This is a genomic window from Brevibacillus sp. AY1 (assembly GCF_029870785.1).
Lineage (GTDB): Bacteria > Bacillota > Bacilli > Brevibacillales > Brevibacillaceae > Brevibacillus > Brevibacillus invocatus.
The window spans coordinates 15,825-42,293 of sequence record NZ_JAFLPN010000033.1 but is presented as its reverse complement, the minus strand read 5'-3'; the positions used below and the strand labels follow the sequence as shown (position 1 = coordinate 42,293).

Below are 26,469 nucleotides of genomic sequence, written 5' to 3'. Positions count from 1 at the left end.
TGCACTTATACTATCTTCCGCTAATCTTTTTAGCGCTTTAGCGCACTTAAACTTTCCGATAGTATAAAAAAACCGATCTTTCCCTAAAGGGAAGATCGGTTTCTTGTTTCCTTACGCGTTCAGTTTGCCTTTAGCGACAGTTGCCAGCTCGTTGAAAGCAGCTTTGTCGTTAACAGCCAGGTCAGCCAGCATTTTGCGGTTTACTTCGATGCCAGCGACTTTCAAACCGTGCATGAGGCGGCTGTAGGACAGGCCATTCATGCGAGCTTGCGCGTTGATACGTGTAATCCACAGTTTGCGGAAGTCACGTTTCTTTTGACGACGGTCGCGGTATGCATACATCAGGGATTTCATTACCTGAGCATTCGCGGATTTAAACAGGCGATGTTTGGAACCGAAGTAACCTTTCGCCAGCTTCAAGATTTTCTTATGACGACGGCGTGTAACAATGCCACCTTTTACTCTTGGCATACTAACTCCTCCTGGTCTTTCCAGCATGGCGGCCGACTTCTAGGCGCTTAGGGAGCTCATGCTGTGTGATGGTGTGTAATCGTATGAAACCTACAGGTATGTGAGCATTTGCTCAATACGTTTTTGATCGCCTTTGGATACCAACGCAGCTTTACGCAGGTGGCGTTTTGCTTTTGTTGTCTTGTTTGCAAACAAGTGGCTACCATATGCGCGGTCACGCTTCAGCTGGCCGGTACCGGTCTTTTTGAAACGCTTTGCTGCGCCTTTATGAGTTTTCATTTTAGGCATCTGAAAAATCCTCCTGTCTAAACTACTAGCTTACTTTTCCGCTTTCGGAGCCAAAATCATGATCATGCTACGTCCCTCGATCTTCGGTTTGCGCTCTGGCGCTGCGAGATCTTCACACTGGGCCGCTACACGCTCCATTACACCAAGCCCGATTTCGGAGTGGGTGATTTCACGTCCGCGGAAACGGATCGAACACTTCACCTTGTGATGATCCTCCAAGAACTTGCGGACGTTGCGAAGCTTCGTTTGAAAATCGTGTTCCTCGATGTTGGAAGAAAAACGCACTTCTTTGAGCTCGATAATCTTCTGGTTTTTGCGTGCTTCCTTTTCCTTCTTCGCCTGCTCGTATTTGAACTTTCCGTAGTCCATGATACGGCATACAGGCGGCTTGGCTGTAGGAGCAACATTTACCAGATCCAATTCGGCTTCTTGGGCAATGCGCAACGCTTCCCTAAAGGGTACGACTCCCAATTGACTCCCGTCGGCTCCGATCAAACGAACCTCACGGGCACGGATCGCTTCGTTAACTAACATTTGATCCTTGCTAATACTTGCCACCCCCGTCAATTTCGAGAAAGGAACAAAAATGTGCGAACGCATTTTGCGCCCGCACATATCTCACCTTGCAAATAAACAGATCCAAAGATCTTTGCATAAGAGTTACCTGTCAACAGTCGTTATAGACGTCGACCCAGGTGAGAAGCTGGGCGCCTCTGCTTGTTCTCGAAGTATGAAGTGTTAATTATACGACCTTTATAATACAGGTTGAAATTTACTTTGTCAAGGCTTGCTCTTTGCTATCCGCCGATGTGAGACATCTCTACCTTGTCGCGTGGCTCAAGGCCAGGCGTTTGCAGAAGTCGCACCTCGGAATAGCGGTCGTCACGCTGCCCCCAGTAGGCATGAATCAACTGACGGATCTGCTCGTCGCTTTGGCCCTCGCGCAATGGTTCGCGCAGGTCAAAACCAGTCGAGGCGAACAGGCAATTGTACATCTTGCCTTCCGCAGAGAGGCGTGCCCGTGTACAGGTGGAGCAGAATGCCTGCGTGACGGACGAAATCAATCCGATCTCGCCATCCCCGTCGACGTAGCGATAGCGCGAGGCGACTTCTCCATAGTAGTTCGGATTGATCGGTTCAAGCGGCATCTCTTGACTGATCATGTCTACAATTTCTTGCGACGGCACCACCTGATCGAGCTTCCAGCCATTCGTGTTGCCCACATCCATAAACTCGATGAAGCGCAGAATATGTCCTTGTTCACGGAAGAAACGTGCCATCGGAAGGATATCATCCACGTTGACGTCACGCTGGACGACCATGTTGATTTTGATGCCAAGCCCGGCCTGCTCGGCTGCCTCAATGCCATTCAGCACATCGGCTACCTTATAGCCACGGCCATTGATTTTACCAAATCGCTCATCGTCCAGGCTGTCCAGACTGACCGTCACCCGATCCAAGCCAGCAGCCTTTAATGCTTCGGCGTGCTTCGCCAAGAGCGACCCGTTCGTCGTCATCGCGATATCCTGTACCCCATCCACCTGGCGAAGCATGCGGATCAACTCAGGCAAATCGCGTCGCATCAACGGTTCCCCGCCCGTAATCCGAATCTTCCCTACTCCGAGCGCGGTAAAAATGCCCGTCAGTCTGGTAATCTCCTCAAAGGTCAGCAGCTTGTTTTGGGGTAAAAAGGGGTAATCAGGTCCAAATATTTCAGCAGGCATGCAGTACTGACAGCGAAAATTACATTTATCTGTGACAGATATGCGGATATCTCGGAGAGGACGTTTGTGTAAATCAAGCATTTGTTCTGACATCGATGACCACTCTCCTTTTCCTATGATCATTATGATAAAGAGGAATAGAGGATTTTTCCGGAATCACGGCAGCTGTAACCGCCCAATGCCTCCACTTCCTGAGCAAACGCCTCCGAGCGAATGCAGGCGAGCAATTCCTCTCCCTCTACACTGCGGTAAAAAGAGCCACTAAGCAACAAGTCGTATCGCTCTTCTGCGACAGGGATAAAATCAAGTTCCATCGCGGATGCTGCCGAATAGATTCCCAGACCGGTATCTGCTGTTCCTCCGGCCACTGCAGCAGCAACGCTCAAATGAGAGACCGCCTCGCGAGAATAGCCGTAGATTTGATCTCTGTCAAGCCCTTCTTGTCCGAGCAGGTAGTCGAACAGCAGTCTTGTACCTGCTCCTCTCTGACGATTCATATAGGTAATCCCCGGCTGAAGCAGATCGTGTACGGAATGGATTCCCCGCGGATTTCCTGGCTTTACCATCCATCCTTGCTGGCGATAGACCAGCTGGATGAGCACGACATCCTGATCGCGGAGGTACTTTTCAATATAGGGCAAATTGTATGTCCCTGTAGCCTCGTCAAACAAATGGACCCCTGCTGCGTGCGCCTCTCCTTTTTGAATGGCTAGGATCCCGCCCATGCTCCCGACATGAGAAGAGACGAGAAAGCGATCCGGATTGGTCTTTCGCAACAAGGAGTGCAGCACGTCCATCGACAGGTCGTGGCTGCCTGTTGCTACAATCGTATTTTCAATCTGCTCCAATGGGCGGTACAGCTCGATGTCCACATTCTCTCCCTGTTCGTAGCCCAGATGTCCAGGGGGGATTCGCAGCAAGCCGTCTGCTCTTACCATCGACATGGTGACACCAGCTGAGCGGGTCAAGGGGTTCGCAATAAATTGACCGTCGATGCAGCCTATCGTCACGCGGATAAAATCTTCAGCGCCCATCACGGACACGATGCGGCGTCCCATCGTTGCCTTGACGCGCGGACGCTCAGGCTCCAGCAGTCCGTAATAGTGATGGACCAGCGTGCGAGCAAACCACTCCAGATTCAGATAAGCCGATACAGGATAGCCCGGCAGCCCGATGATCGGCTTGCCTTCCACCATTCCAACCACCACTGGTTTGCCTGGTCGGGTGGCTACACCATGCGTCAACACTTCCCCCAGCTCTTCCACCACATGAACCGTGAAATCCTCGCGTCCGGCTGACGAGCCTGCATTCAAGAGTACCATATCTGCATCCTGCACCGCTGCTTTTACAGCATCTCGAATGAGCGCGTAGTCGTCCTTGACGATCCCGTGGTAGATCGGCTCAGCGCCCCATTCCTGCAAATAAGCGGAGAAAACCGTACCGTTAAATTCGATGATCTCTCCTTCCGCTACCTGATCAGAAGGTTCGATCAGCTCCGTTCCGGTCGGGATAATCACCACGCGCGGTTTGCGCAGTACAGGTACCGTGACATTGCCGCCTGCCAAAAGCGCACCCAGATCAACTGGTCGCAGCTTGTGCCGATCGGCAATGATCACCTCGCCTACGACAACATCCTCTCCGATGGGGCGAATGTGCTGCCAAGGAGCGACGGATTCCAAAATCTCAATCGTGTCATCATCGATTTGATGGATGTGTTCGATCATGATCACCGCATCATAGCCTTCCGGAATCGGATCTCCGGTATCGACCTCGACATACGCTTCTCCCCGTTTGAGACAGACAGGGTGCTGCTCATCAGCACCATAGGTCATCTCCGCCTTGACGGCTACACCGTCCATCGCGGCGGCGTGAAAATTGGGCATCGATACCTTCGCGTAGATCGGTTCGGCTGTCACCCTTCCCAATGCTTCCCGGGTCGGGATGATCTCCACTTGCGGCGAGAAGCGAACACTTTCTACGATTCTCTGCTGCGCTTCCTGCAGTGGCGTGTCTTCCAAGTAGATTTTGCGCATCGTTCTCCTCCTGCTTACACTTCTACATTCCAATGTACCAGACTAGTGAAATAGATGTACACGGACAAATTCGCCTTCCATGATTCCTTCCTTGTTCGCAGCTATCTCTACCATACCGTCGCTCTTTACCAAAGTCGAGATCAAGCCTGATTTGCCAAAAACGGGCTGTGCCCACCACTCCTCGCCCCGTTTTTCCAGCTTGACGCGCACGTAATCAGAGCGCCCTACTGCTGAAGGGATATTGCGAGAAATTCGAGCCATGATTCGCTTGTCCAAATGACTGGGTAGAACTCCCTCCAGCTGGGCAATCAACGGAGCAGTGAAGAGGTGGAAAATGATCAAAGCAGATGCCGGATGCCCTGGCAGACCCATGATCGGCTTCTCCCCTGCCTTGGCCAATATCGTCGGCTTGCCAGGCTTGATCGAAACACCGTGCACCAGCACTCCAGGATCGCCCAAAGACTGCATCACCCGTTCCGTATAATCGCGTGTACCTACTGAGCTGCCTCCAGACAATAGCAGCAGATCTGCCTGCTGGAACAGCTCCTGTGCTCTCGAAAAAAAGGCGTCGAAATCATCCTGGACGATGCCTCCTTCTATCACCTCTGCTCCACACGCACGTGCCGCTGCTCCTATCGTCATGCTGTTGATATCGCGGATCTCGCCAGGAGCCAGCTCTTGCTTGTCGGAAGGCACAATCTCATCTCCCGTAGACAAGATGGCGACGATTGGGCGGGGATACACGGACACGCTTGTTTTCCCGATCGCTGCCAGCACTCCCAGATCCTGCGGACGAAGACGCTGACCCGCAGCCATAACCAGCTCCCCTGTCTGTACATCGTCTCCTGCCCGAATCATATTTTCACCTGGTGCAACCTGCCGAAAGACATTGAGCAAATCGCCAACTTCCTCGACATGCTCGATCATCACTACGCTATCCGCCCCATCCGGGATCATGCCGCCGGTCGGTATGGCTTGAGCCTGTCCTTCACGCAGAAGAAGCCCAGCTATCTTTCCCATCTCAATTTTCCCTTGTATATCCAAAAAAGCAGGCAACGAATCAGAAGCTCCGTACGTGTCTTTCGCCCGTACTGCGTAACCATCCACCGTTGAACGCGAAAAGTGCGGAACCTGCTCGGCAGAAATCACGTCTTCTGCCAGGACCAAGCCAAGCGCTTCTCCCAGTGGAAGAGTGACCGGCTGACGTACTGGTGCGAATTGCCTAGCAATCACTTCCAACGTCTCGGCGACTGTTTTTACATTGAAGAATTTCATCATCGTCCTCCATTATCTGCAAGCGTGTGCGCGTATGCTCAAAGCTCTAACTTTTTCAACATTCTGATAGTATAATAAAAAGAAAAAGGAGATTTTTCCAATATGAAAGTAAAAGTTTTTGCCAACTTTCGAGAGATCTGTCAGGGAAAATCGGTGGAAGTCCCCTTGGATAACGGTGATCGCGTCATCGACATCATGGAGACTCTGATCCAGATGTATCCTGCACTGGAAGACGAGGTCTTCACACCGGAGCGAACATTCAAACCTTTTGTACATGTATTTATCAACGGTCAAAATATCATCCACGCCCATGGCCTGGAGACTCGTGTCAAGGAAGACGATCAATTTGCGCTGTTCCCGCCGGTAGCAGGAGGCTGATATGGTCGAACATACGATGGAGCTGCGCGGGATTCGAATCGCTCACCTGATGACGTATCTCATCGAATGCGGAGGTCACGTCGTCGGACAAGTAGGAGATGCTCCTGACAAGGATGCTCTCCCCCTGCTGGTCAGATCAGATCAATGGAGTGCGCAAATCATGCGGGAGGAAACGGTCACCATCACCTCCCGCTTTCACGTCAACGCTGTCTTTATCCATTTTACTTCTGAGGAAGAAGCCGTGCTGTCACGGCTCTTGGAGCGCTTCCGACTCAAGGTAATCCGCGTAGGAGGGTGATATAGTAAGGAAAAAGGCGGAGAATAACTTCCACCTTTTTCCATTTTTGATTATACGATGTTCAATTCCTTCAGCTTGCCTTCTGGAACAACGCCGTCTACCCAGCCGCGCACCTGGTAGTACTCATTCAGCATGAGATCCAGCTGGCTCACATGGCCTGCACTGTTACCAGTAGCTGGCTCTTCCGTAAAGCGCTTCGGCAAATGGTCATCCTCGCGCTTGTTGAAGCCTGCCAGATTGTTGTAGTGGCGCTCCAGGTTGTAGATGCGCTCGCCGATCTTCATGACATCGTCAGCAGTGACCGGAACCCCTGTCATCGCCGAATACTGTTCAGCGTAGTTCTCTGCGTTTTCCGAGAAGGAAGAGAACTTGCAGATGTTCATGGAGTCAGAGAAGGCCAGCATATCCTGGAAGATCATCAAAAGCTCGCCTTTTCCTTCTGGCTTCAGACGATCTGTCGGCATCGGAATGCCTGCGATCTCGCTTGCAACCGTATAACCGCGCAGGTGGCAAGCACCGCGGTTGCTCGTCGCATAGCCTAGACCGATGCCTTGGATTCCGCGTGGATCGTAGGCCGGAATCGCCTGGCCTTTGACGCACATCGCCAGATTCTGATCGCCGAAGTGCTTCGCCGCACGTACGGTACCTTCGGCCAGTACGTCTCCGATGCCTTTGCGGAAGACCATCATCTCAGTCAGCTCGATCATGCGGTCAGCGTCGCCCCAGTCGACTTTTTCCTCTGTCAACCCACGCTCATAAGCCTCCATCATGCAGGAGAGGGTGTTGCCGAGCTCGATCGTATCCATGCCGTGCTCATTGCAGAGGTTGATCAGGTAGGAGATCGGTGCAGCATCGCTGACTCCGCAGTTGGCGCCAAGTGCCCAGCCAGACTCGTACTCGAAGCTCTCCACCCGCGTCTTGTATTTGCCTTCCTTAACCTCTACTTCTTTTTTGCAGGCGACCGGACAGGCGTGGCAGGTGTTGTCCGCGACCAAGAGTGTTGCATTCACGGTCTCCCCGCTGTGTCCCTCTGCACCTTCCCAATGCGTGAACTTGGAGTTCATCGACGGCAGGGCTCCAACTTCATTGATGATATTCGTCAAAACGTTGGTTCCGTATACAGACAGGCCGCCTTTTTTGGGAGCGGTCAAACCGCCTTCCATGATCGCCTTGAGCGCCTTCTGGTTGGCTTTTTTGTACTCCTCGTCCTGTGCTGGCTGCGGCATGTTTCCTTTCTGTGCCGCCTTGATCACGATCGCCTTCAGCTTTTTGTAGCCCGCTACTGCTCCCGTACCGCCACGGCCGGCAGAACGGTCATGCTCGTTCATAAAGCCCGCATAACGCACCAGGTTTTCTCCCGCTTGTCCGATACAGATCACACTCAGGTCTTCTTTGCCATAGCGGTCTTGCATCGCTTTGACGGTCCCTCTCGTTCCCAGACCCCACACGTCACTGGCATCACGCAGCTCTCCCTGGCCATTCTCGATGTACAGATAGACAGGCTTGTCGCTTGCGCCCCTGAAGATGACGTTGTCAATTCCAGCCCATTTGAGGCGTGCGGCAGACCATCCGCCCATGTGGGAATCCGTCACGGTACCCGTCAACGGCGATTTGGTCACCATGCAGAGTCGTCCGCTCATCGACGAGCGCGAACCTGTGACCGGCCCTGTCATCAGACAGAGCATGTTGTCCTCTGAGAACGGTTCGACTTGCGGTCCGTTGTCGTAGACGTATTTGACACCCAGCCCTCGCCCACCGATAAACTTGCGCGCCAGCTCTTCGTTGATCTCCCGATAATCCACAGCGCCTTTAGACAAATCAACCAGTATTTCGCGATTCTTGAAACCACCCATTTTCACGGCTAGATTCCTCCATTTCTTCATCTACATTAAAAACGCTGACAATGCTTACCAAGTTCGACTTTTTTCTGGGTTTTCCTTCCTATATATCCTGAAAAAACGTGAATATACCTAATTTTACGATAATTTTGTTGCGTCTTGACAAATGGTAAAGTATGTTAATATTAAGCCCAAATCACGTTAAACCAACTTAACCAAACTAGACCGAATTCAACCAAACTATAAAATGGGGAGGTGGCTTTTTGGAAGATGAGTACTTAACACCAGACGAGGTGGCTGTCGAGCTCAAGCTGACTCGCTATACAGTCTATGAAATGATCAAGCGAGGAGAGCTGCCCGCCTCCAAGATAGGACGAGCCTTGCGTATTTTGCGAAGTGACTTGGGCGTGTTCATGCATCGCAACAAATCAAGAGATGAGCTGTATCTTCCTGCTCAGCCTGAGCTTGTCCGGCCCGCCGAGCAGACCTACGAGATCCTTTTTGCTGGGAGTCACGATCTGACGATTGATCTGCTCACCCGTATGCTGGCGAGGCGCGGAACAACCCTGTTGCCGGCATTCTCAGGCAGTCTGGACGGGCTGATTGAGTTGTACAAGGGACGCGTCGAGATGGCTGGCTGTCACTTGCTCGATACCGCCACAGGCGAATACAACCTGCCCCATGTTCGGTGTCTGCTGTCTTTTGACCAGGTGAAGGTCATCAATCTCGTCAACCGCTGGCAGGGCTTGATGGTTCCGAAGGGGAATCCGCGGATGATCACCAGCTGGGAGGAATTGCTGAGCGGGCACCATCGCATCGCAAACAGACAGCGTGGCTCGGGTACTCGGCTGTTATTGGACTACAAAATGCGTCAAATGGAGATCACTCCAGATCGACTGCCTGGCTATGAACAGGAATGCACGACCCATTACGCGACAGCATCCCAGGTCTTGCAGGGAAAAGCTGACGTCGCATTGGGGATTGAAAGCGTTGCCAGAGGACTTGGTCTTGATTTTTTCCCGATTCAGGAGGAGCGTTACGATTTGGTCATTCCGACTCGACTGTTGAGGCAGGAACGCTTTCAAAGCCTCCTGGCCGTATTGCGAGATCCGTCATTCAGACAAGCCGTCGTCGCACAAGGCGGGTACAACGTTTCGCTGACCGGCAAAGAGCTTGCCAGCATTCCTTAGATATTTCGATCTTATTTTGGGAGATGAGAAGATGAAAGTTGCACGCACCGTTTCTTCCTTTTTCTTATTGTCACTAGTCCTGTTGCTCGCTGCCTGTAGCTCCACGCCATCGCTTTCGACCGCCACCCAGCAGGTAGCCACCCAGCAGGTACCCGCGCCTGAAGCAAGTCCCCCAGCGTCACAGCCGGCTCCCGCTCCTGCACCATCGGCTGAAAACAAAGAAATTGTTCTTGCTACCACGACCAGTACACAGGATTCAGGATTGCTCGACGCCCTCTTGCCGGAATTTCAAAAACAGTCGGGCATTACCGTCAAAGTCATTGCTGTCGGGACGGGACAAGCTATCAAGCTAGGAGAAGAAGGCAACGCAGATGTCCTCCTCGTCCATTCTCGAAAGGCCGAGGAGGAATTCGTGACCAAGGGCTTCGGCATCAACGCCTACGATGTCATGTACAACCAGTTCTATATCGTGGGTCCAGCTGATGACCCCGCCGGAATCAAAGACGTGCAAAGCGCCAAGGACGCCATGAGCAGGATCGCAGAAAAACAGGCATCTTTTGTCTCGCGCGGCGATGACTCCGGCACAGATAAAAAAGAGAAGAGCATCTGGAGCGAAGCACAGATCAAACCAGAGGGCAGCTGGTACATCTCCTCCGGTCAAGGCATGGGCGAAACCCTGCAGATGGCGGATGAAAAGCGAGCCTATACCTTGACAGATGAAGCCACCTTCCTCTCCCGGAAGCTAAACCTCGAGGTACTGGTTCAAGGAGACAAATCACTCTTGAATCCGTACGGGATCATCCAGGTAAAGTCGTCCACCAAGCCAGAAGAAGGCATGCAGCTGATACAATTTTTCACGGGTGAAATCGGACAGAAGCTGATTGGCGAATTTGGCAAGGAAACGTATGGCAAAGGGCTGTTCGTTCCGGATGCCAAGAAGCGCTAGGAGCTTTTTCTCATGATGACCCAGGATGTCTGGGAGGTCATTTGGCTCTCCCTGCAAGTCACGACTGTATCGGTTCTGATCGGGATGCTGCTCGGCATTCCGACCGGCACCTTTCTAGGACTATACACGTTTCGCGGCAAGAGACTGGTCGTCGCCCTTATCTACACCTGTATGGGACTGCCTCCCGTGCTGGTCGGTGTCGTCGTCTATATGCTCCTCTCCCGCTACGGACCGCTTGGCGCCTTGGGACTGCTGTTCACTCCGGAAGCGATGATCATCGCACAAATCGTACTGGTGACACCGATTCTCGCGGGGCTGACCATGTCCGCTGTGCAAGCGAAGGAACGCGCCTATTGGGAGACGGCGAAAAGTCTCGGAGCCAGTCCTGTCCAAATGATGCTGACAATCGTCAAGGAGGCTCGGGGGGGGATCTGGTCGGGTGTGGCAGCCGCTTACGGCAGAGCCATCTCGGAAGTCGGAGCGGTGATGCTGGTCGGTGGCAATATCGAACATCATACCCGGGTCATGACGACGGCGATTATTCTGGAGACGCGCACCGGCAACTTTACCGCTGGTCTGCAATTGGGACTCGTGCTCCTGGCCATCAGCTTCCTCTTTAACAGCTTTCTGATGGCCGGTGTTTTGAACCAGATGAGAAACGGGAGGAGGTAAGGGAATGAACCGTATAGAAGTGCGCAATCTGCAGGTCAGCTACGGAAATAAAACAGTATTGGCTGTGGAGCATGCTTCGTTTGAGCGAGGGAGATTTTACGGAATCGTCGGCCCTAGCGGTGCTGGAAAAAGCACGCTGCTTCGCGTCATCAATCTGTTGGAAAAGCCCGCCTCTGGCTCTCTTCAGCTGTTTGGCGATGAGACAGATTTGACTTCCCTCTCCTACTCGAAAGGTTTGCCTCTCCAGCGGAAAATGGGGTTTGTGGCGCAAAAGCCGTCAATGTTTCACGCTTCTGTCTACGAGAATGTCTCACTAGGGCTGCGCTATCGCAAACGTGAAAAAGCGGAAATTCAAATGCTGGTACAAGAAGCCCTCGATCTGGTCGAGCTGTCACACCTCGCCGACCAACGCGCAAATACGCTGTCTGGCGGCGAGGCCCAACGGATTGCTCTCGCCCGTGCTCTCGTCATCAAGCCCAAGCTGCTCTTGCTCGATGAACCAACAGCCAGTCTCGACCCGTACAATATCTCCATCTTTGAGCGAGTGATCCAGACGTTTCACCGGCAGACGAACACGACGGTACTCATGATTACGCACAATCTGCCTCAAGCCAGACGGCTGGCGCAGACCTGTCTGTTTGTAAATAAAGGACGAATCGTAGAGTGGGCCGATACGGATGCGTTTTTTAACCGCCCCGCTTGCATCGAGCTGCAGGATTTTGTCTCGGGACGCATGATCTGCTGATCTGAGGAAGGAATAGACGATGGATACGGCTGGTATTCCACTCAAATCCTAAGTCGGTGGACATCATGGGAAACCCAGTGAATCGTAGACTCTTCAACGTGCAAAACCCGTCTCTTCAAAAGGGACGGGTCTGTTATTTCTAGGATAACGCAGGCCATCATATAGTCATGTCCATTATGCTATGATCTAATCAGGAATTGAAAAAAGGCTGAAAAGGTGGAGGGTTATAATAGAAATAGATAAAATGCAATTTCTGCCCATTCTCCCCATAGCCCTTTTTCTATCTGCTACCATGATTTATTTTGATGTTTTGGGTCGGATATTTGGTGGAATGAACGGTGTGTTGTAGGGCCAGATTATTCTGCTGACCTGAGGAAAGGAGTAGACGATGGATACAACTGCACGGTATTCACGCCAGATCCTGTTCTCCCCTATCGGAGCAAAGGGACAAGAGCAGCTGAAGCAAAAGAAGGTGGTAATTGTCGGGATGGGCGCACTCGGAACCGTTCTCGCCAACCACATGGTACGGGCAGGAGTGGGTCAGGTTCGATTTATTGACCGTGATTTTGTCGAAGCCAGCAATCTGCAACGTCAAATGCTCTACGACGAGCAGGATGCCAAGGAGCATCTGCCAAAAGCAATTGCTGCTGAGGCCAAGCTGCGAGCGATCAATTCCGGCGTCCGTATAAACGGAATTATTGCGGACCTGCATGCCGGCAATGCTGAAACGCTGCTTCAGGATGCCGATGTAATCCTCGACGGGACGGACAATTTTCAGGTGCGTTACCTGATCAACGATGTCGCGGTCAAGCACCGGATCCCCTGGGTGTACGGCGGTGCTGTCAGCTCTCGCGGGATGTTCGCAGTGATTCGCCCCGGGATCACCCCTTGCTTTCGCTGTCTGTTTCCACACGCTCCTGTCGGCAGAGGTGAAACCTGCGATACCGTGGGCGTGATCGGTCCGATCATCCATATTATCGCCTCCTATCAGGCGACGGAAGCCTTAAAGATATTGATCGAAGCACCCGGTACAATCAACTCCACTCTGGAGCAGTTTGATCTATGGGACAACGACAGGATGGCGATGGACATTTCTCAGGGCAAAAATCCCGCATGTCCAGCCTGCGCACAGCGAAGGTTTGACTATTTGGAGCTGCATGGAGCGGGAGGAGAAACAGAGGAATTCGTCTCCCTGTGCGGCAGAGACATGATCCAGATCAGTCCCCTTCACCACCGCGCTGTCGATCTTGGATTGCTTGCCGAGCGCTTCGCCCCGCTCGGAAGCGTAGAGCAGAATCGCTTCTTGCTGCGCTTTCACGTCGACAATCACACCTTGGTTTTCTTCGCGGACGGTCGTGTCCTCGTGCAAGGGACTTCGGAAATAGCAGTCGCGAGGTCGCTGTACGCGAAATATGTCGGGCATTGAGGGAGACTTCATGACAGGCAAACAGAAAAAGAGGCTGATCCTTTCGTCCGAAGACGTCGGAATCAGCCTATTCTTTTCCCTTTTACTGTCCTGCTATTGCAGAAGGAAGCGAGTCATGCTTCGCCTGTTCTGCCTGTTGTCGCTTCTCCCACATGCGTTGACCCTGATGGAAGAATGGGAAGGCAATGAAGGTGAGCAGCATGAGGATGCCAAAAATAAGCGGTCCTTGTCCAAAGCCTAATGTACCGAGCAGGATTCCTCCGAGCCAAGCGCACAAGCTCTGCCCGATAAATGCAAATCCCCCTGCACCGTAATAAGCTCCTCTCAAATGATCGGGAGCAATTTCCCCAATCAGCACATCGCCAATGACGAAGCACAGAATTTCTCCTATTGTAAACAGCACCATGGACAAGGCAAGCAGGTATAAGCTCTCAAAGATGCCAAAGCCAAAAAGACCGATCCCAAACAACAAGCAACCCGCTTTTAAAGATGTCAACGCAGAAAAACGCTTCATCAGCTTTCCTAATGGATACTGGAACACCAGCACAGACAAGGTGTTGACTACGAAAAGAAACGAATACGCCTCCACCCGGTCGTGACCAATGTATTGGGACAGTGTCGTATCCAAGTGGGAATAGGCCCCTGCCACGAAAACATTGCCCAGCAGAAAATACAGAAATACTTTATCCGTAAAAACGATTTGCACCATTTGCTTCATTGGAACATTCGTCGTTTTTTCCGGAATACCGTGCGTAAAGATGAGCATGAAAATGATCAATAGCACGGTATACAAAACGAAAATGCTCGCACTCACCATAAACGGCAAAAACGATGACGATCCGCCAACACCAAGCTTTAGCCCTACGAGCGGTCCTATGGCTCCGCCGATGTTAATCGCGAAGTAGCGTGCGTTAAAAGCGTCTGAACGCCGCTCAGCCGGTGTGACATCTGCAAGCAATGCACATGACGTCGGTTCGAATACGCTTCGGCAAAGACCGTTGCAAGCACTGAGCACGAAGAACATCCAGGTAGCGTCCGCTATCGCAAAGCCTGCAAAAACGAGACTCCAAACCCCCATCGAAACGATCATCACCGGGTATCTGCCGAAGCGATCTGACAGTGCCCCCCCGAAAAAGCTGCTGATTGTTCCTGCCAGCAGGCTCACCGCTAAAATGGCGCCGATCGTGGCAGGGTCTATTCCCTTTACCTTCCCCAAGTAAATACCCAAAAACGGGATGGTCATGAAAAAGCCTGTGCGGGATAAAAAGGTACCCACGATGATTCCCCAGGCAACCGGATGGAAGGAGCCGCGCTTCCCTGTTATTTTTCGATCCGTTCGCATTTGTGTCATCCTCTTCTTTCTCTCCACATCCCATGTGCAGGTTTGGTCTTGATGCTTTCATTATCCTCTATCCAAAAAGGGACAAAAAGTGTATGATTCCACCAAAACCGTTCACCTTTTACGAAGAAATGGGGAATTGACGTGCAAATTGTGCTGCATTATTTGGAGCTCTCTCTCTTCTTCCGGGACCAATCTTCTTCTGTTCAGACTCCCCTCCCCGTAACGGTCGAGAAGCTGTCAGGCGTGTGGCATTGCACGCCGCGCTACGTCAAACTGATCGTCCGCAAGCTCTGTGATCTGAATTGGATTGACTGGCAGGCCGGAAAAGGGCGTGGGCACTCATCCGTTTTGACGATGCAAAAGGATGCAGATGAACTGCTCCAGGAAGTGGCCAGAAGCAAAGTCGAGCAAGGGGAAGTAAAGGAAGCGATGAATTTGATGAGCCGTTTTGGCACGGCTGTGGTCAAAAAGCGATTTATGGAATGGTTATCCCAAGGAATGGGCTTTTCTACAAAAACGGTGTCTGATCGGCTTCAGGATACGCTACGATTGCCTGTTTACCGGGCCATCTACACACTGGACCCCGCAAACGTATATTACGCTTTCGATTGTCACATGACGAGCCAGATATTCAACACACTTGTGGAATACGATCATGCGAGCAAAACGATCGTCCCATGCATGGCTCATTCCTGGGAAGTCAGTCAGGATGCCCGCGAATGGATCTTTCACTTGAAAAAAGGGATTTTGTTTCACCATGAGCGAGAGTTGACGGCTCATGACGTCGTATACTCGCTCAATCGGTTTCGATTGAATCCAAAGCGCTATCCAGCCAGCTGGATGTTTCAGGATGTCGAGCAACTAGAAGCCATCGACCCTAAAACTGTCCGCATTCATTTGCAAAAGCCGAATTATTTCTTTTTGCGTTTTTTGTGTGCGGTCTATGCCAGTATCGTTCCTGAAGAAATTGCGCAGAAGGAAGGAACGGATTTTTCCAAGCAACCGATTGGAACAGGGTCCTTTCGCTTGGTGCAACGCGATGACGGGATCTGTATTCTCGAGGCCTTCTCCTCCCATTTCCGCGGCAGACCGCTTCTGGACCGGGTCGAAGTGTTGATCCTGCCAGAAATGGATGAGGGCTGCCTGAAGGAACCAGACTGGACCTCCGTCAGAACATCACATGGCGATACTTCCATCCATTCCGCGGAACTTGCAGACGATTGGTGCGGAAGTGAAACCGTCGAATCGTGCTCCACTTTGCTCGTCTTCAACCAGTGGAAATCCGGGCCGCAGAACCATCGTGGTTTCCGGGAAGCTCTTCATCACATTCTGGATCGCAGACAAATGATTGAAGATTTGCAAGACAACCTGATGCTGCCATATCCAGCGAAGGGCTCTCGCACCCCGCTTTCGGAATCCGAACCCGTGACGGAAGACGGTTTACCCGATATCGATGCCCTCCTTGCTTCCAGCGGGTACCAAGGAGAGCCCTTTCACTTGACGACAAACACCCAATGCCAGCCAGAGGCTGAGTGGATCCAGCGACGCTGTCAGTCGTTTGGGATCCATGTGGTCATTCAAGTCGATAACGCCATTCACGCCCCGATCCATTCCGCCTATGACGCTCGATTGTTTGGATTTGTCAGCAATATGGATGACGAGAGCCTGCTGGAGGCGTATCAGCAAGAAAACTACTTGCTGCCTGCCTTTGATGATAAGATGAAGACAACCGTGAACGAGCTGGTGCAGTCCATCATGCGCGATCCGAATGAAAGGGAGCAAAAACGAAAGCTTGCTGATTTGGAAGAACACATCAGAGAAACGCATTCCATCCTGTTTCTGGTCTGCAAGAAAAGCAGCGCTTCTTATCATAAATCCGTTCGTGGTGTAACGATCAACTCCTATGGCTGGATCGACTTCCACAAGATTTGGTTTCAGCCGCAAGCATTGCGCAGCACCTAGTACAAAAAGGGCCATCCCTTCTTACGAAGGAACAGCCCTGTTTTCTATACGTCGAGATTTACTTCATATCGTTGATTTCAGTACGAATTTTTTCGATAAAGGCTTCAACTGACATCGCGCCTTCATCACCTACACCGCGACGGCGTACAGACAATGTGCCTTCCGCCATTTCTTTTTCCCCGATTACCAAGCTGTACGGGATTTTTTGCACCTGTGCTTCACGGATTTTGTAGCCGATTTTTTCGTTGCGTGCATCCAGCTCAACGCGGATACCAGCTTGCAGCATTTTTTCCTTCGCTTGTTCTGCGTACGACACATGAACTTCGTTGATGGTCATGATGCGAGCTTGAATCGGTGTCAGCCAGGTTGGGAATGCGCCTGCATAGTGCTCGATCAGGATACCGATAAAGCGCTCCATCGATCCGTACATGGCACGGTGCAGAACGACTGGGCGATGCTTTTCGTTGTCCTGGCCAATGTAGGACAGATCGAATTTCTCAGGCATCTGGAAGTCGAGCTGGATGGTACCGCATTGGTGGCGGCGTTTGAGCGCATCTGTGATCTGGAAGTCAATCTTCGGACCGTAGAATGCTCCATCGCCTTCTTTCACTTCATACGGCATGCCGGCATCTTCCAGCACTTTTTTCAGGGAGCTTTCTGCTGCTTCCCACAGCTCGTCGGAGCCCATCGAATCCTCTGGACGAGTGGAGAGGGCTACGCTGTATTCGAAACCGAACACTTTGTATATAGAATCGATCAGCTTGATCATGCTTTTGATTTCGCTTTCGATCTGGTCAGGGCGCACGAATACGTGGGCGTCATCCTGGCAGAAGGTGCGAACCCGCAGCATTCCGTTCAATGCACCAGAAAACTCGTGGCGGTGAACCTGACCGAACTCTGAGTAGCGAATTGGCAGATCGCGGTAGGAATGCATGGTGTTTTTATAGATCATCATATGACCTGGGCAGTTCATTGGCTTGAGCGCGTAGGTCGTATCATCTACCTCAGAGAAGTACATGTTCTCATGGTAGTGATCCCAGTGACCGGAATTCTGCCAGAGGCGTTGGTTCATGATGAACGGCGTGCGTACCTCTGTGTATTGTGCCAGCTGCTGCAGACGGCGGGAGAATTGCTCCAGCTCATTGCGTACAGTAAAGCCGTTTGGCAGGTAGAAAGGCATGCCTGGCGCTTCCTCGGAGAACATGAACAGCTCCAGCTCTTTCCCCAGCTTGCGGTGGTCGCGTTTTTTCGCTTCCTCGATGAAATGGAGGTACTCATCCAGCTCTGCTTTTTTCGGCCAAGCTGTTCCATATACGCGCTGGAGTACCTGGTTATCCGAATTTCCGCGCCAGTAAGCACCTGCTACGCTCATCAGCTTGAACGCTTTGATAAAGCCAGTGGATGGCAAGTGAGGACCACGACAAAGGTCGAAGAATTCACCTTGCTCATACAGGGTAATGGTCGAGTCTTCCGGCAGATCACGGATCAGCTCCAGCTTCAGGTGATCATTCAGTCCTTGGAAGATTTCAGTCGCTTCGTCACGGCTTACTACCTTGCGACGGATCGGCAGGTCTTCCTTCACGATTTTCTCCATCTCTGCTTCGATCTTGCTCAGATCTTCTGGAGAGAGGGAAACCGGGATGTCCATATCGTAGTAAAAACCATCCTCGATCACCGGACCGATACCGAATTTCACTTCTTTGCCGTAAATGCGTTTGACAGCTTGAGCCAACAAGTGAGCTGTACTGTGACGATATACTTCCAATCCGTCTGCAGAATCAAGAGTGACGATCTCGATAGCCGCATCTTCATCCAGAGCGGTATACAGGTCTACTACTTTGCCGTCTTTTTTTCCGGCTACTGCTTTCTTTTTCAGGCTTGCACTGATGGAGCCTGCGATTTCTTCGATTGTAATTCCAGCGTCATACTGACGGACTGCACCGTCTGGAAAAGTAACATTGATCTGAGCCACGATTCATTCTTCCTTCCTCATTGAAAATAAAAAAACACCCATCCCAAAAAGGGACGAGTGTTGACTCGCGGTACCACCCTACTTCGAGCTTGTTCGAGATATGGCAAACAAACTCCTTCGTTCCAATAACGGCTTTTCACCGGCTTGCCGTTAATAGAAGACCAAGCTTCGTTCCCGGCAGCTACTTGAAGGGGGTAGATCAATACGCGTTCGCAGCGAGCTTCCAGCCAATGTCTCGCCTCTCTAGAGCGCCCTGCATACCGTCCATGTCCTTCTCATCGTATTTGCATTCATGTGAACTTATAGTTGTTATTATAGTTTAGACGGATTATGCACGTCAAGTACGCGTCTCCCCGCCAAACAAAGCTGGCACGAGTGACAGGTGCTCAGGCGGTTATCAAAAATGCTGCGAATGGTCTGGGTCAGCCCAGGTTTGTCCGACGCCATATGAAGGACGATCCGCTGCGGAGCCAGTGTAACGAGCGCACTCACCAGATAATCCTCATCGCGGCAATTTTGTTCCTCCATGTTGAGCACCGAATCCAGTTGATCCATCCATAGTCGATTTCCTTTTTCGTCATAAAGATGGAAGGGTTTGTCCACACTAGGAACGATGTGTACCACTTCCTGCTTGATATCCTGTACGGCAATAAAATAGCGCAGCAGTTCTACGAATTCCTCGTACTGCTTTTCTTCAAGGTATTCATCAATTCCCGTCTCGACTAGTTCAAACAGTTCATTCCAGTGATCTTGAAGACGGAAGCGGACAAATCCGAGCATATTTATCGATCTCTCCGTTTCCAGATAGTCAAACGCCTTCCGATACACTTTGGCTTTTCGCGTCGTCGGGGTAAACCAATTGCCGTCATCCTTGTCCGACTCCTGGCAAAGGCGCATGATATAGGGAAGCATCTCATCCCAAGCCATTTCCAGCTGTTCAGCTTGCAAGAGATCTGTCGCCATTTCTTCGATGACTTCCGGTTCTTTAATCTGCATGACCCACTCCGCCATCGTCAATGCGACAAAGGCTCTGGCCCAGTCGATGGTTTGCGCGTCGTATTCCTGCTCGCACCAGCTCTGGAAGTGGAACAGATGTAGACCATCCTGCTCCTGTTCCTTGTATGTGATGCGCACAGGTGCAGTATTTACCCGTTCGGTCATCTCTTTGACAATATCCCGATACGTGTCACTAATCGCAGGGATATTTTCCAGCCATACACGGAATGTCTGCATAACCATCCCCCCAACCGCAATTGTAGTTACAGTATATGTCCCGTGAGGAGCGATATACTTTTAAACGGTTGGAAACAGGTTCAAGGTTGCAGTATGGTCTGCCATATTAGGGATGCAATTTATGGAAGGGATACAAACACTGCGCTTGGGAAGAACGCAAAAGCTCAAGCTTTGTGCTCCAGCTTGCCCGGCTAGTGACTGATGGCCAGATCCACCTAAACGATAGCAAAAATGAAAAGCCTCTGCAGGATACCGGGAGCTTCCGGTTCTTTGCAAAGGCTTTTATCATGAATCCTGCTCAATTTGCTAGTTCTGCATGACGAAATCTTTCTCCGCCATTTCCCCATCCTTGAATACGCGCAAAATGTCGTATTGCGTGTTGCGCTGAGCCGGAATTTTACCTGCCCCGCGGATCAAGTCCAGGATTTGGTTGGTGTTGACCTTGTAGGTACAAGCAGCGGCGGATACGACGTTTTCTTCCATCATGGTCTGTCCGAAATCATTGGCTCCATAAGACAAGGACAGTTGGCCATATTCAGGTCCCATCGTCACCCAGGAGGCTTGCAGATTCTCTACATTATCCAGCATCAATCGGGCAATCGCCAGCGATTTCAGATACTCCTCAGGCGTGTTGTTGACCGCCTTCATGTTGGTGTTGTCCGGTTGGAAGGTCCAGACGATGAAGGCTTTGAAACCGCCTGTCTCATCCTGTGCATCACGAATGCGCATCAAGGAAAGGACGCGCTCCTCCATCTCTTCTCCAAAGCCGATCACCATTGTTGCTGTACCAGGCAGACCTGCGCGATGCGCTGCTTTTTGCGTGTCGATCCATTCTGTCCAGGAACCTTTCAATCTGGAAATCTTGCGGCGTGTGCGGTCGTCCAAAATCTCACCGCCAGCACCTGGCAAGGAGTCGAGACCCGCTGCTTTCAGCTCTCTGAGCACATCCTCCACAGTCATCTTGGAGACTTCCGCGATTTTCAGAACCTCCGCTACAGACAGCGAGTGCATGGTAATTTGCGGAAAGCGCATTTTGATGTCTCGCAGCAGATCTGTGTAGTACTCCAGTTTCAGATCAGGGTTGGTACCGCCTTGCATCAGGATTTCGGTACCGCCTACATCAACGGTCTCCTGAATTTTTTGGAAAATGGTTTCTTTCGGAAGAACATAGCCTTCTGCTGAGCCTGGCGCACGATAAAATGCACAAAAACGGCAGTACGTGTCACAGACGTTGGTATAGTTGACGTTGCGGCTGATGACAAAAGTAGCGATAGGATCTGGATGCCATTTTTGCATGATCAGGTTGGCATAATGGCCCATTTTTTCGATCTGATCGCTCTCAAACAAAGCCAATCCATCTTCAAGACCCAGGCGTTCTCCTGCGAGGGCCCGTTCCAATATGTTGTCGATCATCAGGATCACTCCTTGATTACTACGTTCATTGTCCACAGCACATCATATCATATCTCATGGTACCCGGCTATAGCTGAGGGGTAGTCGGAAACACCTGCAAACAAAAACAACCCTGCCACAGGCAAGGTTGTGCGATGTATCCACGCAATCTCTTATTCAAATCCGATCTGTTCATACACTTCAGCATCCCAATAAATAACAGACTGTGCGAGTGGCAAATTGGTTTCGCGCGCTCCATTAGGTTGACCGTTGAAATAAATAATCTCAGTCACGGAAACACGTTCTCCCCGAACGTCAATTTCCCCGGACAGTTGCAGACTTTTTCCATCTGGCGAATAGAAGATCACTTTCCCCGATCCTAGTGTTTTCATGGTTCCTCCCAAGAACGTTTGTCTTTCTCTTTATAGTAGTGGATATTCTTTCCTAACGTCAATGGGATACACGTGACTTATTAACCAAGATCCAGATCAGACGATACAGATTTCTTACGACCCCGAGGCTGTTTCGTCTCTGCTTGATGGGTCAAAGTTCCCAACGGATCCGTGCCTTCTGTATGTAACCCATCTGCGATCATACTCGTATTTTCAAGTGAAGGATTTAATTGCTCGCGATAGGCTGGAGAAGAAAAGAGATGACTAGCATTCACAGGCGTTGGCTCTGAGACGGGTTGCTGAGCCGGATAATTCTGTGTTCCTCTCGCCAATTGCTCGGAAATACTGCCTGTCTCCATCGGACGAGATGGTGCTGGTGTGGATGGTGGAACGGAGTCAGGGACAGTCGGTGTTAAGGGTTGGTAGGCTCGCATCAGCTGCGCATTGGTGCCCTCAGAAAGAACAGCAAGCGGATAATACCCCTTGCGCTCCATGTACTTCCATACTTCATAAGCCTGGTGCGAACAATTTACTGCTCCTTGCAGCAGCATGTCGCGAATCTGAGGATGGCTCGCCTCCAAAGCAGCACTCATTTTCGTTTTGGCACTAGTCTTATGAATCCCTAGCAGTGCAGCAGCTACATCCGAATCGTCTACTTGAGCGGCGTGTGCATAGGCGTGCTGGGAAATGGAAGCATGCGGTTGAGGCACACCATAGCTGGCTGTTTGCTGACGACGAGGACGGTACGGCAAGCTTTCACCTGCACCCAGCCCTTGCACGGTATGAACCATGCTGTTGTACGCTTGCTGCATGAAGCTCATCTGATGGTTAAGGAGCTGCCTCAGCTCATCGTCGGCTACGTGGGCAGCGTATAGCTGCATGGTATGGATCGCGTTCAAAGCTCCGTTCAATACCTCGTGAAGTTCGATGATCTCATGGGCACCGTAAGGATGTGTGTACTTCACCTGTATTTCCTCCTTCATTCCTGGCTCTCGCCTATATCGCGCTGGGATCTAACCTGCGAGCGAATGGCGGGGATGGACATGCTGATGGACAATCTCTATCAGTATGTCCGAAAGCTTTCTGTCCTAGAAGTAAGACGAAAGGTGAAATCAGTACCTTGACTGTGCTATCATTAGTAGAGATATTTGGACGGTCTTTGTTAGGGACGTAAATCATAGTACTATAACAGAGGAACCCCCTTAAGGAGATGCCCATGTTTGAACAGTTGACACAATTTTTTATGGATTATGGAATTTGGGGATTATTTATTGTCTCCTTCTTAGACTCGTTCATTCTCCCGATCCCGCCTTTCTTCATTCAGATCGGCTTGAGCCTGATTGAACCGGAATCAGCCCTGCGTATTGCCACACTTGCATTCATTGGCTCTGTGCTGGGTGCGCCAGTTGGATACATATTGGGAAAATGGCTGGGAAAGCCGATCCTCCAAAAAATCCTGCCGGAAAAATGGACGGCCTTGGCGACCGAGCAATTTGCCAAAAACGGGGATGCCGCTGTACTCATCGGTTCATTTACCCCTATCCCCTTCAAAATGTTTACCGTGCTTAGCGGCGTATTCAACTACTCCATCGTCAAGCTGATGCTGTTTGCCATTTTAGGCCGAGGATTGAAGTTTTATCTGATCGGTACCTTGTTCTACCTCTATGGGCGCCATGCAAAAGTCCTCCTCGACGAATACCTGGAGATCACCCTTCTTGGCATCGCTGTCGTGGTCGCGATCATCTGGTTTATCTGGAATAGACGAAGAAAAAAACGCAACCAAACATAGAGTACTTTTAGCGTCCGCTGGCCTATGGCTTTCGGACGCTTCATTTTTCCAAATAGAAAATTTATCAGGAGCAATCACCTATCCGGCAATGGCCCATATATTGGTATTGTGATTTTTTATGGGGAGGTGAAGCAATGGCTGTAATTAAAGCGAACAGTAGTGACACCGATTTGCTGGCACGTTTGATGCGCGCGGAGGCTGAAGGAGAAGGGGAGCTGGGCATGCTCATGGTAGGAAACGTGGGCGTGAACCGGATTTTAGGTAATTGTCTGGACTTTAAAAACATCCGAAACATACGAGACATGGTGTATCAATCTCCAGGTGGATTTGAAGCCCCACAGAAGTCGTATTTTTATCAGCGTACTCGTGAGAAGGATAGACGGCTAGCCAAGCGCAGCATCAATGGCGAACGACAGCATCCAGCTTCCAATGCACTGTGGTTTTACCGCCCGGAAGGAAACTGTCCGCCAACCTGGTGGAATCAGACGAATTCTGGTCGTTACAAGGCGCACTGCTTCTTCATACCCACACGAGAAGATTGTCCGAGAGTGTACTAGAGAATAGACATAAAGGAGCGAGTTCATCATGAGTCAACAAATGCCGTACAATCCTTATTCCTCCTACGGCTTCGACATGTATCCCTCTGCCCAGTATCCATACGGCTTTCAGCAGCAACCACAACAGCAGCAGCCGCAAATGGTTCCCATGCAGCCTAGCGGAACCATGATCCCCGGTATTCCCTTCGCACCAGGTCAACAATTTGTTGAGGAATCCTATATTGAAAATATCTTGCGCCTGAATCGCGGCAAAGTACTGACGGTGTACCAAACGTTTGAAAACAACAGCCAATGGAATGCAAAAATTTTCCGCGGTGTACTGGAAAACGCAGGCCGCGACCATATCATTCTGAGTGATCCACAAACAGGCAAGCGTTATCTGCTGCTCATGGTCAACACAGATTACATTACCGCGGATGAAGAGTTGAACTACATTCCCCCACAACTCCCCGGTGGCATTCGCTAGCTATACAAGATAGAGGCTCCCCCATCGTCTGATTGACAAACGCAAAGGGCGCCTCTTCCTTATTACTTCCTCTTTTTCTCCTGATTGTATCCGCGCTCTCCATATGGTTGCACTTGTTCCAGCCATTTGTTTTCCAATTTCTCCAATGCATCAGCCAAATCAAAGTACGGCTCGTCTTTTGGCTCCAACACCTCCAGCACTTCAAAGCGGAAGGCATCCACGCCGTATTCCTTCAGCTCTTTTTGCAGCAGAGGATTCGGGTGGTTTCCTTGCTGCATCATGAATTTCTTCCCGTTCATCGTCTTCAAGTTTCGGGTGCTTTCAACCAGCACTTTTCCGTTTTGGACGTTCTTGACCTGGTAGACACCAGCTTGCGTCTTCGTTTCCTTGTATAGCATTTTCAATTCTTGTTTACGATTCATGAGAGTATCCTCCTTTCCTTGTGGCTGTGGTTTTGCCAGCCAGTAACGGCTTCCATCTGCCTCCCGCTCCAAGAGCGAAAAGTCGATCAAATATCGACGCAGTGTCACATGGTCTTCATAGACGTCTTTCAGTACTTCATTCACTTCTTTTTCGGTGTAAAAACGATTGGGCTCAAAGCGCTTTACGATTTCCTGCAGCACGATCCGCTTATGAGATTGCTTACGCGGAAGCTTTTCCAGTCTCCCCTGCACACTCCCTTGTGGAAAGTGCTTCACGATGATCTGTTCAGCCTCGTCCACCTTAAGAGGGGACTGTTCGTTCACCCGAGCGCGAGCAGGTGAAGCCGTACGAGCCCCTAGTCGCTGATCCTTTTCTTTTAGCAAATCCATCATGACCAGAAAAACTCTCGCCTGCCGTTCTTTTTCCTTCAGGACAAAACGGTGGTTGCGAATGGTCGAGGTACTGCCAATGCCGGTCTCTCGCTGCACCTGTGCATCGCTCAACCCCTGATAAAACAGGCGAAGCAATGCAACCTGGTGATCGGATAAGCCCGTCAGTTTTTTGTCCAGATGACTGAGGTAATCAAACACAGAGCCGTGCTCCTGCTCAATATGAAAACGCATATAGCGCTTCGCATCGTAGAACAAACCCTCCACCGGGTAAATAAGCCCTTGCTCGACCTCTTGGCCGCAGAGTAGACATTGAAGCTGATCTTCGTGTTCGACAAATCCCTGCTTTTGTTCTTCCGTAGATGCATTCCAAAATTCTTCCATTACCATTTACAAACACAACCTTTATTTGTTTGTTTTTGTATAGATAATGTATCATTTCGTTTAATTCTATTCAAGCACAAAAAAACCTGCGCTTGTAAAAAACGCAGGGTAGTCCATTTCCGAGGTCTCTTATTCAGTCTGGGCTGCAGCCAATTCCATGAGAAATTGACGGCGATCCCCTTTCCAGAAACGTCCTTCATTAGAAACTCTCTTGTTCCGATATCGAAGCGCCAGTTGATTGACTAAGCGATTGATTTCCAAATGTTGTGACTCATCCATGGTAAAGCGAACAGCATATTCGAAGAAATCCTCTTCCCACGGAACGGTGCGAACCACATGACCGTACATTTTCAGGGGTTGTGAACAAATCTCTGTTTCGAATTGAAGGACGAGTTGATCACTGGCAGGCATTTTCAAATGGGAAAGAAAACGCAAGCCACCGGCACCCAGGTCTTCAATCAGTACCTTGGTGCTGCCTATCTCCATCATCTTCCTTTTGATCAGGACAATGGTCATATCTGCACAGAGCGGATGCTCCAGCACGAGTCGGAAATATTCCCGCTGATGTCCTACCTTCACGCCATTCACATGGATCACCTCACTTCAACAGAACAAAGCGCCCTTTATTAGGCGCGTCTCTATTACTTCTTCTTGGGGTAATGCATATCCTTTTTGTTTTTCTTGAAATTTTCCCACAAATATTGGGAATCAAATTCATACGTATCCTTCTCTTGTAAACGGAAGAGGAGCTTGACCAAAAACCAGACCAGCAGCAAAAATCCAAAAAAGATCACTAAGGTTAGATAGATCATAAAGAACCTTCCCCCTTTTTACTATCGTATGGGGGAAGGTTATGAAAGATACATAAAAGCGCTATCATTGTG

Annotated in this window: 27 protein-coding genes; 11 read left to right on the top strand and 16 right to left on the bottom strand. The window is 50.6% G+C overall.

Features of this window, described 5'->3' with window-relative positions:
• Positions 1–111: 111 nt before the first annotated feature.
• The 6 genes from rplT to JZI27_RS19895 all read right to left on the bottom strand — a co-directional run bounded on the left by rplT (position 112) and on the right by JZI27_RS19895 (position 5,791).
• Complete coding sequence (gene rplT, locus JZI27_RS19920; RefSeq protein ID WP_049737672.1) at positions 112–471, bottom strand: 50S ribosomal protein L20; 360 nt, start codon at positions 469–471, stop codon at positions 112–114.
• Between the two features lie 90 nt (positions 472–561).
• The gene (gene rpmI / locus JZI27_RS19915; RefSeq protein ID WP_251244932.1) at positions 562–759 is read right to left on the bottom strand and encodes a 50S ribosomal protein L35; all 198 of its coding nucleotides are present in this window, start codon (positions 757–759) and stop codon (positions 562–564) included.
• A 30-nt stretch (positions 760–789) separates the two neighbouring features.
• Complete coding sequence (gene infC / locus JZI27_RS19910; protein ID WP_122909898.1) at positions 790–1,293, bottom strand: translation initiation factor IF-3; 504 nt, start codon at positions 1,291–1,293, stop codon at positions 790–792.
• Positions 1,294–1,556: 263 nt separating this feature from the next.
• Entirely contained in the window at positions 1,557–2,576 is a 1,020-nt protein-coding gene (gene moaA / locus JZI27_RS19905) for a GTP 3',8-cyclase MoaA (RefSeq protein ID WP_122909804.1), read from the bottom strand.
• Positions 2,577–2,605: 29 nt separating this feature from the next.
• The gene (locus tag JZI27_RS19900; protein ID WP_280208902.1) at positions 2,606–4,516 is read right to left on the bottom strand and encodes a molybdopterin biosynthesis protein; all 1,911 of its coding nucleotides are present in this window, start codon (positions 4,514–4,516) and stop codon (positions 2,606–2,608) included.
• A gap of 42 nt (positions 4,517–4,558) precedes the next feature.
• Positions 4,559–5,791 (bottom strand): molybdopterin molybdotransferase MoeA, encoded by a 1,233-nt coding sequence (locus tag JZI27_RS19895; protein ID WP_280208900.1) that lies wholly within the window; start codon positions 5,789–5,791, stop codon positions 4,559–4,561.
• A gap of 102 nt (positions 5,792–5,893) precedes the next feature.
• On the opposite strand from JZI27_RS19895, the gene JZI27_RS19890 reads away from it, so the two are divergent.
• Both JZI27_RS19890 and JZI27_RS19885 read left to right on the top strand, forming a co-directional pair.
• Positions 5,894–6,169, top strand: coding sequence for a ubiquitin-like small modifier protein 1 (locus tag JZI27_RS19890; RefSeq protein WP_122909801.1), 276 nt, complete (start codon positions 5,894–5,896; stop codon positions 6,167–6,169).
• A gap of 1 nt (position 6,170) precedes the next feature.
• A complete protein-coding gene (locus JZI27_RS19885; protein ID WP_122909800.1) occupies positions 6,171–6,467 on the top strand; it encodes a MoaD-like domain-containing protein in 297 nt (98 codons plus the stop codon).
• Positions 6,468–6,517: 50 nt separating this feature from the next.
• Here JZI27_RS19885 and JZI27_RS19880 read toward each other — a convergent pair whose 3' ends face one another.
• On the bottom strand, positions 6,518–8,326 hold the full coding sequence (locus JZI27_RS19880) for an aldehyde ferredoxin oxidoreductase family protein (RefSeq protein ID WP_122909799.1): 1,809 nt from the start codon (positions 8,324–8,326) through the stop codon (positions 6,518–6,520).
• Positions 8,327–8,568: 242 nt separating this feature from the next.
• Here JZI27_RS19880 and JZI27_RS19875 point away from each other — a divergent pair, with 242 nt between their 5' ends.
• The 5 genes from JZI27_RS19875 (at position 8,569) to JZI27_RS19855 (ending at position 13,284) form a co-directional block, all read left to right on the top strand.
• Positions 8,569–9,495 (top strand): helix-turn-helix transcriptional regulator, encoded by a 927-nt coding sequence (locus JZI27_RS19875; RefSeq protein ID WP_122909798.1) that lies wholly within the window; start codon positions 8,569–8,571, stop codon positions 9,493–9,495.
• 31 nt (positions 9,496–9,526) lie between these two features.
• Complete coding sequence (locus JZI27_RS19870; RefSeq protein WP_280208896.1) at positions 9,527–10,441, top strand: ABC transporter substrate-binding protein; 915 nt, start codon at positions 9,527–9,529, stop codon at positions 10,439–10,441.
• Positions 10,442–10,453: 12 nt separating this feature from the next.
• On the top strand, positions 10,454–11,113 hold the full coding sequence (locus JZI27_RS19865) for an ABC transporter permease (RefSeq protein WP_122909796.1): 660 nt from the start codon (positions 10,454–10,456) through the stop codon (positions 11,111–11,113).
• Positions 11,114–11,117: 4 nt separating this feature from the next.
• Positions 11,118–11,858: an ABC transporter ATP-binding protein gene (locus JZI27_RS19860; RefSeq protein ID WP_280208895.1), complete on the top strand. Its 741-nt coding sequence runs from the start codon at positions 11,118–11,120 to the stop codon at positions 11,856–11,858.
• A gap of 388 nt (positions 11,859–12,246) precedes the next feature.
• A complete protein-coding gene (locus JZI27_RS19855) occupies positions 12,247–13,284 on the top strand; it encodes a ThiF family adenylyltransferase (RefSeq protein ID WP_280208893.1) in 1,038 nt (345 codons plus the stop codon).
• 82 nt (positions 13,285–13,366) lie between these two features.
• On the opposite strand, the gene JZI27_RS19850 is transcribed toward JZI27_RS19855, so the two are convergent.
• Positions 13,367–14,626, bottom strand: a complete 1,260-nt coding sequence (locus JZI27_RS19850) for an MDR family MFS transporter (protein ID WP_280208891.1) — start codon at positions 14,624–14,626, stop codon at positions 13,367–13,369.
• Positions 14,627–14,767: 141 nt separating this feature from the next.
• Here JZI27_RS19850 and JZI27_RS19845 point away from each other — a divergent pair, with 141 nt between their 5' ends.
• The gene (locus JZI27_RS19845; RefSeq protein WP_280208889.1) at positions 14,768–16,588 is read left to right on the top strand and encodes an ABC transporter substrate-binding protein; all 1,821 of its coding nucleotides are present in this window, start codon (positions 14,768–14,770) and stop codon (positions 16,586–16,588) included.
• Between the two features lie 58 nt (positions 16,589–16,646).
• Here JZI27_RS19845 and thrS read toward each other — a convergent pair whose 3' ends face one another.
• The 5 genes from thrS to JZI27_RS19820 all read right to left on the bottom strand — a co-directional run bounded on the left by thrS (position 16,647) and on the right by JZI27_RS19820 (position 22,542).
• Positions 16,647–18,560: a threonine--tRNA ligase gene (gene thrS, locus JZI27_RS19840; protein ID WP_280208887.1), complete on the bottom strand. Its 1,914-nt coding sequence runs from the start codon at positions 18,558–18,560 to the stop codon at positions 16,647–16,649.
• A 312-nt stretch (positions 18,561–18,872) separates the two neighbouring features.
• On the bottom strand, positions 18,873–19,793 hold the full coding sequence (gene ytxC / locus JZI27_RS19835; RefSeq protein ID WP_122909790.1) for a putative sporulation protein YtxC: 921 nt from the start codon (positions 19,791–19,793) through the stop codon (positions 18,873–18,875).
• A gap of 306 nt (positions 19,794–20,099) precedes the next feature.
• Entirely contained in the window at positions 20,100–21,206 is a 1,107-nt protein-coding gene (mqnC, locus tag JZI27_RS19830; protein WP_280208885.1) for a cyclic dehypoxanthinyl futalosine synthase, read from the bottom strand.
• A gap of 152 nt (positions 21,207–21,358) precedes the next feature.
• On the bottom strand, positions 21,359–21,577 hold the full coding sequence (locus JZI27_RS19825) for a hypothetical protein (RefSeq protein ID WP_122909788.1): 219 nt from the start codon (positions 21,575–21,577) through the stop codon (positions 21,359–21,361).
• Positions 21,578–21,657: 80 nt separating this feature from the next.
• The gene (locus tag JZI27_RS19820; protein ID WP_280208883.1) at positions 21,658–22,542 is read right to left on the bottom strand and encodes a spore coat protein; all 885 of its coding nucleotides are present in this window, start codon (positions 22,540–22,542) and stop codon (positions 21,658–21,660) included.
• Between the two features lie 251 nt (positions 22,543–22,793).
• Between JZI27_RS19820 and JZI27_RS19815 the strand changes: the two genes are divergently transcribed.
• The 3 genes from JZI27_RS19815 to gerQ all read left to right on the top strand — a co-directional run bounded on the left by JZI27_RS19815 (position 22,794) and on the right by gerQ (position 24,389).
• Positions 22,794–23,366: a YqaA family protein gene (locus JZI27_RS19815; RefSeq protein WP_280208882.1), complete on the top strand. Its 573-nt coding sequence runs from the start codon at positions 22,794–22,796 to the stop codon at positions 23,364–23,366.
• A gap of 134 nt (positions 23,367–23,500) precedes the next feature.
• The gene (locus tag JZI27_RS19810) at positions 23,501–23,923 is read left to right on the top strand and encodes a cell wall hydrolase (protein WP_251244941.1); all 423 of its coding nucleotides are present in this window, start codon (positions 23,501–23,503) and stop codon (positions 23,921–23,923) included.
• Between the two features lie 28 nt (positions 23,924–23,951).
• Entirely contained in the window at positions 23,952–24,389 is a 438-nt protein-coding gene (gene gerQ, locus JZI27_RS19805) for a spore coat protein GerQ (RefSeq protein ID WP_122909784.1), read from the top strand.
• A gap of 62 nt (positions 24,390–24,451) precedes the next feature.
• On the opposite strand, the gene JZI27_RS19800 is transcribed toward gerQ, so the two are convergent.
• The 3 genes from JZI27_RS19800 to JZI27_RS19790 all read right to left on the bottom strand — a co-directional run bounded on the left by JZI27_RS19800 (position 24,452) and on the right by JZI27_RS19790 (position 26,397).
• A complete protein-coding gene (locus JZI27_RS19800) occupies positions 24,452–25,591 on the bottom strand; it encodes a DUF2087 domain-containing protein (RefSeq protein ID WP_280208881.1) in 1,140 nt (379 codons plus the stop codon).
• A 123-nt stretch (positions 25,592–25,714) separates the two neighbouring features.
• Positions 25,715–26,173: a PilZ domain-containing protein gene (locus tag JZI27_RS19795; RefSeq protein ID WP_280208879.1), complete on the bottom strand. Its 459-nt coding sequence runs from the start codon at positions 26,171–26,173 to the stop codon at positions 25,715–25,717.
• 53 nt (positions 26,174–26,226) lie between these two features.
• Positions 26,227–26,397, bottom strand: coding sequence for a hypothetical protein (locus tag JZI27_RS19790; protein WP_183185121.1), 171 nt, complete (start codon positions 26,395–26,397; stop codon positions 26,227–26,229).
• Positions 26,398–26,469 lie beyond the last annotated feature (72 nt).